The sequence below is a fragment of the Pseudomonas sp. A39 genome, assembly GCF_058145955.1.
Map to the genome: position 1 here is coordinate 1 of NZ_JBYVMD010000127.1, position 664 is coordinate 664.

The 664-nt window shown below is 51.1% G+C and carries 1 protein-coding gene; it reads left to right on the top strand.

All coding sequences use genetic code 11. The annotated features are described in order from the left end of the window. The first annotated feature begins 448 nt into the window (after window positions 1–448). Window positions 449–658, top strand: coding sequence for a cold-shock protein (locus AC3ZU9_RS31505; protein ID WP_002554837.1), 210 nt, complete (start codon window positions 449–451; stop codon window positions 656–658). Window positions 659–664 lie beyond the last annotated feature (6 nt).

The following is a 664-nucleotide window of genomic DNA, read 5'->3' on the forward strand; positions in this document are numbered from 1 at the left end:
TCGATCATGCCGTGCTCTTGCGCCATGCGGCGAATCCACTTGTCCGATTTGATGCTCATGGCGGGTGTCCTGAATAGCGAGGTGGAAAAATACTGTGGGGCATCTTACCGGGGCCGGCGTTGGGGTTCAAAGGTCACAGGGCTTTTCTTGATGAATGCGCCGGCGGCTATAAGCCGCAGCCAGCGGGGCCGGGGTTAATATTGCCGCGCAGGGCGACCGTGGATACCACCGTCAGTCACGAATTTAGAGAAACCTTCGGAAATACCATTGGCACGTTCCGGAAAAAGGGTTAAGGTGGCGCCACTGTGCTGCTTGTGTCACTGAGAATCTCTACACGATATGTTGAATTTCGATCCAACCATCTCCAAGAATTTTTCCTGCTCTTTGCACTCAGTCTCGGCCAGGGCTTTTCCTGAGTCGCAGTTAACTTTGTCCAAGGAGATACACCATGTCTAATCGCCAAACTGGTACCGTTAAGTGGTTCAACGATGAAAAAGGCTTCGGCTTCATCACTCCACAATCCGGTGACGACCTGTTCGTTCACTTCAAAGCTATCCAATCCGACGGCTTCAAAAGCCTGAAAGAAGGCCAACAGGTTTCTTTCATCGCTACCCGCGGTCAGAAAGGCATGCAAGCTGAAGAAGTTCAAGTTATCTAACTTGTA

Coding starts and splice junctions, on each gene's coding strand:
- AC3ZU9_RS31505 (WP_002554837.1), top strand. CDS start 449: ATGTCTAATCGCCAAACTGGTACCGTTAAGTGGTTCAACGATGAAAAA.